At 69.7% G+C, this 7,998-nt stretch carries 8 protein-coding genes; 4 read left to right on the plus strand and 4 right to left on the minus strand.

Annotated features, from left to right (window positions below; all coding sequences use genetic code 11):
- The first annotated feature begins 90 nt into the window (after nt 1–90).
- Nucleotides 91–273: a hypothetical protein gene (locus D7X55_RS31230; protein ID WP_120547298.1), complete on the plus strand. Its 183-nt coding sequence runs from the start codon at nt 91–93 to the stop codon at nt 271–273.
- Nucleotides 274–299: 26 nt separating this feature from the next.
- On the opposite strand, the gene D7X55_RS31235 is transcribed toward D7X55_RS31230, so the two are convergent.
- The 3 genes from D7X55_RS31235 to D7X55_RS31245 all read right to left on the minus strand — a co-directional run bounded on the left by D7X55_RS31235 (nt 300) and on the right by D7X55_RS31245 (nt 2,903).
- The gene (locus tag D7X55_RS31235; protein WP_121724973.1) at nt 300–830 is read right to left on the minus strand and encodes a TspO/MBR family protein; all 531 of its coding nucleotides are present in this window, start codon (nt 828–830) and stop codon (nt 300–302) included.
- Nucleotides 831–930: 100 nt separating this feature from the next.
- A complete protein-coding gene (locus tag D7X55_RS31240) occupies nt 931–1,701 on the minus strand; it encodes a ferritin-like domain-containing protein (protein ID WP_121724969.1) in 771 nt (256 codons plus the stop codon).
- Entirely contained in the window at nt 1,698–2,903 is a 1,206-nt protein-coding gene (locus tag D7X55_RS31245) for a hypothetical protein (protein ID WP_121724970.1), read from the minus strand. Before D7X55_RS31245 ends, D7X55_RS31240 begins: the two co-directional genes overlap by 4 nt.
- Before the next feature lie 280 nt (nt 2,904–3,183).
- Between D7X55_RS31245 and D7X55_RS31250 the strand changes: the two genes are divergently transcribed.
- Genes D7X55_RS31250 through D7X55_RS31260 form a run of 3 tightly spaced genes read left to right on the plus strand, consistent with a single transcriptional unit; the run spans nt 3,184 to nt 7,112 of the window.
- Nucleotides 3,184–5,526 (plus strand): CHASE2 domain-containing protein, encoded by a 2,343-nt coding sequence (locus tag D7X55_RS31250; RefSeq protein ID WP_121724971.1) that lies wholly within the window; start codon nt 3,184–3,186, stop codon nt 5,524–5,526.
- A gap of 27 nt (nt 5,527–5,553) precedes the next feature.
- The gene (locus D7X55_RS31255; protein WP_121724972.1) at nt 5,554–6,123 is read left to right on the plus strand and encodes an SH3 domain-containing protein; all 570 of its coding nucleotides are present in this window, start codon (nt 5,554–5,556) and stop codon (nt 6,121–6,123) included.
- Nucleotides 6,123–7,112 carry a M48 family metallopeptidase gene (locus D7X55_RS31260; protein ID WP_233610176.1) on the plus strand — a complete coding sequence of 330 codons (990 nt, stop codon included), beginning with the start codon at nt 6,123–6,125 and terminating at the stop codon, nt 7,110–7,112. Before D7X55_RS31255 ends, D7X55_RS31260 begins: the two co-directional genes overlap by 1 nt.
- A 3-nt stretch (nt 7,113–7,115) precedes the next feature.
- On the opposite strand, the gene D7X55_RS31265 is transcribed toward D7X55_RS31260, so the two are convergent.
- Nucleotides 7,116–7,998, minus strand: an 883-nt coding sequence (locus tag D7X55_RS31265; protein ID WP_121724974.1) for an extensin-like protein, incomplete at its 5' end; no start/stop codon positions are given.

Genomic DNA, 7,998 nt, shown 5'->3' on the forward strand with positions numbered 1-7,998 from the left:
CAATGGCTCCATGCAAAGGGCTGGAATCCCACGCTTCCCGGCCCTGGCACGCCCCCTGCTCTATCCGGGCGCACGGGAGGGAGAAACCCCATGGAAAACATGACGATGAAGAGCGAGTCCCCCATCAGCCAGGACAACGACGGGTGGGTGGTCCGGGTGAAGGTCGGTGGGCGCATCCAGGAGGTGCGTTGCACCTCGGAGAACCAGGCGCGCTACTTCGCCGCCGTGCTGTCCTTCAACAACGCGGTCCCCCCCTCACGCATGCGCAACTAGCGCGCGAGGAGGGAAGACGCCCGGTGTTAGCCATTGAGCCGGGCAATGTCGGTGGACAGCACGTTGGCGAAGCCCACCCAGCCCAGGTACGGCGCCATGAACCACGGCGTCTTGCGGTCCACGCGGCTGGCGGCGGCGGTGTACGCCGCGATGCCTCCGAGCAGCACCCAGTTCTCCACCGCGGCGGCCTTGAGCTGGCGCTTGCGGAAGAACAGATGCGACCACGCGGCGTTGAGCCCCAGCTGCACGAACCACAGGCCCAGCGCGCGCGAGCGTTGCGCGCCCGCGGGTGAGCCCCAGATGCGCCAGCCCGAGACGGCGATGAGGCCGTAGAGCGTCGTCCACACCGGCCCGAAGGCCTGGCGCGGCGGCTGGAAGGACGGCTTCTTCAGCTGCTTGTACCAGCGCCCCTCCACGGCCTCGCGCGTGCTCCTCGCGTTGAGGAAGACAGCGCCCGCGGTGAGCGCGCTGAAGGCACCCAGCGCCACCAATGACTCACGGTTGAGCGTGGCGTTGTGTTCCAGGCCCTCGGAGCCTCCCAGCTCACTGAGCTGCATGTCGTTCCCTCCGGACGTGACGAAGCCGTTGTGCGAGCCCACAAGCTGTGTCCTCGCACAACGGCCTGCCACTTCCGGCTGCCTGTCCGCCTGGCCGCCCTCAGGGCTGCGCGGGCATGGACGCGGAGTCCATGGGCGCGCGGGCCTCCGTGGACACGCCCGCCGCGTACCAGCCCTTCACCAGGGCCAGGTGCTCGGCTTCGGCGTCCAGCGCCAGCTGGAAGCGGTCCGCCAGCGAGTCATGGCCCAGGCCCCGCGCCAGGTCGATGAGCACCTCCCAGCTCGCGTTGTCCGTCAGCTCCGCCACCAGCAGCGCCTGCACGGTCTGCCGCAGGTTGGTGCGCGCGTCGGAGATGGCCGCGGGCACGCCCATGGAGATGACCGAGGTCAGGTTCGCGGACGGCGTCATGGCCGTGGGGTCCGCGCCCAGCTTCTCCATGGCCTCCATCAGGAGCGCGAAGTGGCTGAGCTCGTCATCGAGGATCTTCGTGAGCAGCTCCCGCGAAGGGCCCCCCTCCCAGCTGCCGAAGACATCCAGCTTGGAGAGCGCGCCCTCATAGAGCCGGACGCCGCTGCGCTCGAAGGCGAGCCGCTCTCCCAGCTTGTCGATGAACACGGTGGGCTTGCCGCCCTTGAGCATGTCCACGGCGGTCTTCGCCACGCCCTTGAGGCTGGAGGGCGGCGGCACGCGGCCCAGGCCGTCACCGGACTCGCGCATGTACTGCTTGCGCACGTCCGCGATGGCCTGCGCGTCGCCCGGGCTGCTGGGCCGCGCCTTCTCCGCCTGCGCGATGATGTCCTTGCTGTCCACGGGTGACGTCTTGATGCCGGTGCGGTTCATTCCCACGTCGGCGACGGTGTCCTTGCTCATTGCAGCCTCCTCCCTTCCAGCACCGAGCCCATGCGCTGCGCCTTCGCGGCCAGCTCCGTGCCCGGCCTCCAGGTGTATCCGGCCGCCGCCGTCTCCGAGGGCGACCCCTCCGAGTTCAGCTGGGCCTGGTACGCGAGCGTGCGGTGGTCCGGCGGCAGCTGCGACTTGTCCACGTAGTCCATGCCGTCGGAGCGCATGTCCACCTCCTGCGACAGGACCTTGCGCACGAACTCACGGTGTTCCTTGAACGCGATGGGCTCTGGCAGCGTCCGGGGCAGCACCTCCGCCGGGTCACGCTTCTCCAGGTTCTTGAACAGTTCCATCACGTAGTGCAGGTGGCCCAGCTCGTAGTCCACGAACCGCTGCCAGATCTCCTTGATGCGCGGGTTCGACTCGTACGCGAGGCACGAGTAGTAGTTGTAGACCTCCATGGCCTCGTGGAGCAGCCACTTCTCCAGCAGGGACTCGCCGGGGTCCATCAGCGAGCCGTACTGGGTGACGTGCTGCTCCTCGATGGAGGCGATCTCCGCGTAGAGCTGCCGCGCGACGGGGTCCGTGAACGTGGGGCCCACGGTCATGTAGTAGTCGTGCGTCTGGAACTCCGACGCGGTGATGGTCATCGCGTGCAGCTTGGACAGCGGATCCGCCGTCTTGCAGTCATACGGGCGGCGCAGGTCATCCAGCGGATGGCGGTGCTCCACGACCGTGGGGCGGCCCGGGATGATGTCCGTATAGGACTGGGTGATGTTGTTGGGGTCCTGTCCCTCCAGCCGGTCATAGAGCGCCGAATAGCGGTACAGGTGGTCGAAGTCCTCCAGCATGCCGAAGCGGTAGGTCTGGGCCAGATAGGGGTCCGGCTCGTGGAGGGCCACGCTGGCGGTGACCTCGATGGCCAGCTGCTCGAAGCCGAGCGTGGTCTCGATGACCTTCTGGTCCGGCGGCGTGAGCCAGTTCACCAGCGTCTGCTGGTGGTGCTCCGCGCGGCGCACCAGCGCCAGGTGCGGGCGCAGCTCCAGATTGAGCCGCGCGAAGATGTGCTTCATGCGCAGGGCATCCGCTTCAATGCCATTCATCAGGATGACGCGCGTGCGGGTGAAGGCGTCGTCGTCCATCTTGCTGTAGGGACGCCGCACCATGTCCTTCCAGGTGAAGGACTGGCGCTCGACGGGAGTGCCTTTTTCTTTGAACAGGTCCAAGGCCACGAGGTGACTCCTTCTGGGGAGGGACAGGCAGTGAGCGCGGGCGGTGTGCTTCACCGCCTCGGGTCCCATGGGCCTCAAGGTTGGGGGCCTCTCCCCAACGGCAACAGACGTGCAGGCGTCGGTTGGCGGACGCGAAGGGCTCCGACGGCTCGCAGGGTTGCCTGCTTCGCGGGGCTCTCCGGCTCCTCCTGGATGAAGGTCCAATTCCGCTGGCCCTTGCGCATGTCGCGCGGGCGCATCCCGGAGTAGCGTCCCGCCATCGACCTCATGGGGAGGGGCCGTGACGGGTGAGACGTGGAAGTCGGTTCAGGAGCGCTGGCGCCATCACGGACGCGTGATGCTGGGGATCGCGCTGGTGGCCACACTCGTCGCGTGGGCGTGCGAGGAGGCACACCTCCTGGAGAGCACGGAGCACATCGCCTACGACGAGGCCCTGGTCCGCTACACCGGTGGCCGGGAGAAGTCCGGGCAGGTGGTCGTGGTGGCCATCGACCAGAGCACCATCGACCGCATCAGCCAGGACCCGCAGCTTCAGCTCAACTTCGGCAACTGGCCGTACACGCGCACGCTGTGGGCGCGCATCGCGCAGGAGCTGAAGGCCGCCGGAGCCAGGGCCGTGCTGTTCGACGCGGTGATGGACGAGCGGACGGCGGACGAGTCCGCCGACCTGGGCTTCGCGCAGGCGCTGCGTGAGACGGGCCTCCCCTTCTACGTGGGCATGGCGAGCAGCGGCTCCGCGAAGCCGCTGGTGCGCGCGGACTTCCAGGCTCCCGTGCCGCTGACCGCTCCCGAGGCCGCTCCCCCCGCGAGCCCGCCGGACGGCGACTCCTTCCCCGAGGAGTTCGAGGAAGCGCCGGCCCCGGCCACGCCCGTGCTGACGCCGGAGGCCCTGGCGCGGGCGCTCGCCTTCCCCGTGCGCCGGACGGATGGGAGGCCGCTGCCCAGGCTGGGGGACACGCCCTCGCAGCCGTCATCGAGTCCCCGCTACCCGGTGCCTCCGACGTCCGCGCTGGTGAACGCGGTGAACGGGGTCGGGCTGGTGGACATGGAGGCGGACGGGGACGGCTCCATCCGCCGCACGTCCTTCGCGTACACGGACGGCCTCAACACCTACGTGACGCTGCCGGTGCGCATGATGGCGGACCTGCTGGGCGCGAAGGAGGTCACGCTCTCCGGCCGCACCTTGCGCCTGGGCGAGCGCACCTGGCCCGTGGACGCCAACGGGAGCGCCGCGCTGGACTACGGCGGTTCGCTGCAGGAGCGCTTCGTGATGGTGCGCCTCTTCGACGTGCTGAACGACTGGATCCGCCGCGCCAAGGGCGACACGCCGCTGCTGCCCGCGGACACCTTCCAGGACAAGGTCGTCGTCATCGGCGGCACGGCGGTGGGACTCAACGACATCAAGGCCACGCCCTTCTCCCCCACGGAGCCCGGGCTGGTGAAGCAGGCCACGGTGGTGGACACGCTGCTGTCGGGGAGGTTCATCACCCGCGCGTCCCCGGGCGTGGACCTGGGCCTGACGTTCCTCGTGGCGCTGGTGTCCGCGGTGCTGCTGGTGACGGCGCGCTGGACGCTGCTGGAGGTGGTCTGGCCGCTGGCGCTGGTGCTGGGACTGCACGCCCTCATGGGCCTGCTGCTCAAGACGTCACACACGCACGTGCTGATGGCGATGCCCGCGCTGGCGGGCGTGGGCGCCAGCGTGGCCGCGCTGGCGTTCAACCACCTGGTGGCCAACCGCGAGACGCAGTTCATCCGGCAGGCGTTCCACCGCTTCATGGAGCCGAAGCTGGTGGAGCAGATGATCCGCTCGCGGCAGCTGCCGCGCCTGGATGGGGAGAACAAGGAGATCACCGCGTTCTTCAGCGACATCCGCGGCTTCTCCACCTTCAGCGAGCGCTTCAAGGAGGACCCGCGCCAGCTGGTGCGCATCCTCAACACGTACCTCACGACGGTGAGCGGGGCGCTGCTCCACGAGGGCGGCTGCCTGGACAAGTACATTGGCGACGCGGTGGTGTGCCTCTTCGGCGCGCCCATGGCCCAGGAGGACCACGCCGTGCGCGCGTGCCGGGGCGCGCTGGCGGCGAAGGCGGCGGTGGACGCGCTGCGCGTGGACTTCCGCCAGAAGGGGTTCCCGGACGTGTACACGCGCATCGGCGTGAACAGCGCGGTGAACTTCGTGGGCAACTTCGGCAGCGACCAGCTCTTCAGCTACACGGCCATTGGCGACGGCATGAACCTGGCCGCGCGCCTGGAGGGCGCGAACAAGGCCTATGGTTCCGTCATCATGATTGGCCCGCGCACGTACGAGCTGGCGAAGGACCACATCGAGGTGCGCGAGCTGGACCGCGTGCGGGTGGCGGGCAAGACGGAGGCCGTCACGGTGTATGAGCTGCTGGCGCTCAAGGGCGGGCTGGACGCGTCCATGCGGCAGACGGTGGCGCGCTACCATGAGGCCCTGGCGCTGTACCGCGAGGCGCGCTTCGCCGAAGCCGCGGCGGTGCTGGAGGCGGAGGCCGCGCGGTCGCCGGAGGACGGGCCCACGGCGAAGCTCCTGGAGCGCTGCCGCGAGTACCTGGAAGCGCCTCCGGAGAATTTCGATGGCGTGGCGAATCTTGAGAAGTGACGGCGTATCAGGGTGGGGAGCACGACGATGAGACGATGGACCTGGGGCATCCTGCTGCTGGCGCTGGGGGTGCCGGTGACGGCCGCGTGGGCGGTGAAGAAGGATGAGAAGCTCTACGTGAAGGCGCGCAACACGCGCGTGCTCAAGAGCGCGGTGCCCACTGCGGACGTGGTGGCGGTGCTCCAGCCCGGGCAGCAGGTGACGTGGAAGGGCGCGGATCCGAAGAACGCCCAGTGGCACCAGGTGACCGAGCCCGGAGGCAAGGCCGGCTACGTGTTCCAGACGAACCTGTCCACGAAGCCGCCCGACATGGAGCTGGTGTCCAAGGACGGCAAGACGCGCACCATCGACCCCGCGGCCTTCGTGTCCAGCGGCGCGGCGGTGAAGGCGCTGAGCCCGGGCGCGGAGAAGTACGGCAAGGAGAAGGGCGGCGACTACGCGGTCGCGGTGAACCAGCTCAAGAAGCTGGAGGGCCTGGCGAAGGCCGTGACTCCCGTGGAGATCGACGCGCACGTGAAGCAGGCCGGGCTGTTCCCGGTGGTGGCGCCCAACACGAAGCTGGGGCCCCAGCCTCAGGCGAAGAAGGGGGGCAGGTGATGCGCTCGCGCATGGGAGTGCTGGTGGCGGCGGGCCTGGGGCTGTGCCTCACGTCCTGCACCCAGGTGGCGAAGGGGCTGAAGGCCGCGAACCTGGGGGCGGACGTGAACCGGGTGGCGGACGCGGCGGAGAAGGTGGACTCCTGCGACAAGCTGAAGGTGGCACCCGCCATCCAGGAGGAGTACGCGCTGGGCAGCGCGCTGGCCATCCACTGGGCGCAGCAGGGCGGCGGGCTGATGCTGTCAGGCGCCGCGCAGGAGAAGCTGAGCACCTACGTCAACACGGTGGGCCGCAACCTGGCGATGCAGTCCCCCCGGCCGGAGCTGGGCTGGACGTTCGGCGTGCTCAACGACACGAAGCGCTTCAACGCGCTGTCCGCGCCCGCGGGCTACGTGTTCGTCACGCACGGGCTGCTCCAGGGCGTGGAGAACGAGGCGCAGCTCGCGGGCGTGCTGGCGCATGAGATTGCCCACGTCGTGCTCAAGCACGCGCTGAACCAGTACGTCTCCGTGAAGGTGAGCACCTGCAAGGGCGACGCGATGGTGGGCGTCGGCAAGTCGGTGGTCGCATCGGCGCTGAAGAACGCGAGCCTGCTGGACGGCCGGCTGGACCTGGACTCGGACACGGGCCTGATGGGGAAGATGGTCGATGGGACCGTGGAGCTCGCCGGCAAGGGCCACCGCAAGGACGAGGAGCTGGCGGCGGACGCGCTCGCGGTGGAGCTGATGCTGTCCGCGGGCTACGACCCCGGGGAGTTCTCGAAGCTGCTCGGCCAGACGTCCGGAGGCGGCGGCTTCTGGGAGAACCACCCCAGCGCGAAGGAGCGCCAGGGGCAGATCAAGTCCATCGTCGAGGCTCGGGGGAACAACGCGGATCCGCTCGCGCGCGTGGACGTGGCGGCGTTGCAGCGGCCGGTCCTGCCCGCGTCCTTCACCGCCGCCGTGGGGCCCGTGAAGAAGCCCACGGGCGTGGCGAAGGACGCGAAGTAGCCTTCAGCGCACCGTGGCCTGGCTCAGGGCGCGGTGCACGGACTCCAGGGCCTTGCGCGCCTCCAGCAGCTCGGCGCGCTCGGCGGTGAGGGACGCGACCTGCTGGGCCAGCACGTCGCGCTCGCCCTGGAGCGTCTCCACGGCGCGGCGCAGGGAGGCGGACTCGTCCTTGGCGCCCTCCAGCTCAACGGCGAGGCGCTCTTCTTCCGCCAGGCTGTCCGCCAGGGCCAGCTTGCCCTTGGTGACGACCTGCTCCAGGGCCTCGTGCTCCTTCGCGGCGGCCTGGAGGGCCTGGCGGGCCTCCTGGAGGGACAGGAGCGCTTCGTCGCGCTCGCCTTCCAGCGAGGCCAGCTCACGCTCCAGGTCCGCGAGCAGCTTCACGCGGCCCTCCATCTCCGCGGACAGGCGGCGGGCCTCGTCCATGCGCAGGCGGGCCTCCTCCGTGGCCTTCTCCGCCTGACGGCGGGCGACCTCCAGGTCCTGCGTGAGGGTGAGGTTGAGCGCCTTGATCTTCGTGAGCTCGGCCTGGAGGTGGGTGATGCGCTCCACGGCGCGCTGGCCCGCTTCCGCGACGGTGGCGGGCAGCGGCTCCGGGCGCGGGTTCTCACGCACGGCCTTGAGGCGGGCCTTGAGCTTCTCGCGGCGGGACTCGGAGTCGTCCTCTCGGGGAGGCGCGGGCGTCTGCACCTCGACGGGGGCGGGCGCGGCTTCCTGTCGGGCCACCGTCTCGGTGGTGGTGACGGTGGAGGCCTGGACGGCAGCGTACGTCGTCATGGGCTCGGCCTCGGAAGGCATGCGGAGGGCCTGAACGCCCATCCGTCCATCGAACTGTACTCCGGGCGGCGGGCCCGCGAACGTGACGGGGGCACCACGGGGGGCCTCTGCC

Origin of the sequence: Corallococcus sp. AB049A (genome assembly GCF_003668885.1) — a bacterium.
Classification (GTDB): Bacteria; Myxococcota; Myxococcia; order Myxococcales; family Myxococcaceae; genus Corallococcus; species Corallococcus interemptor.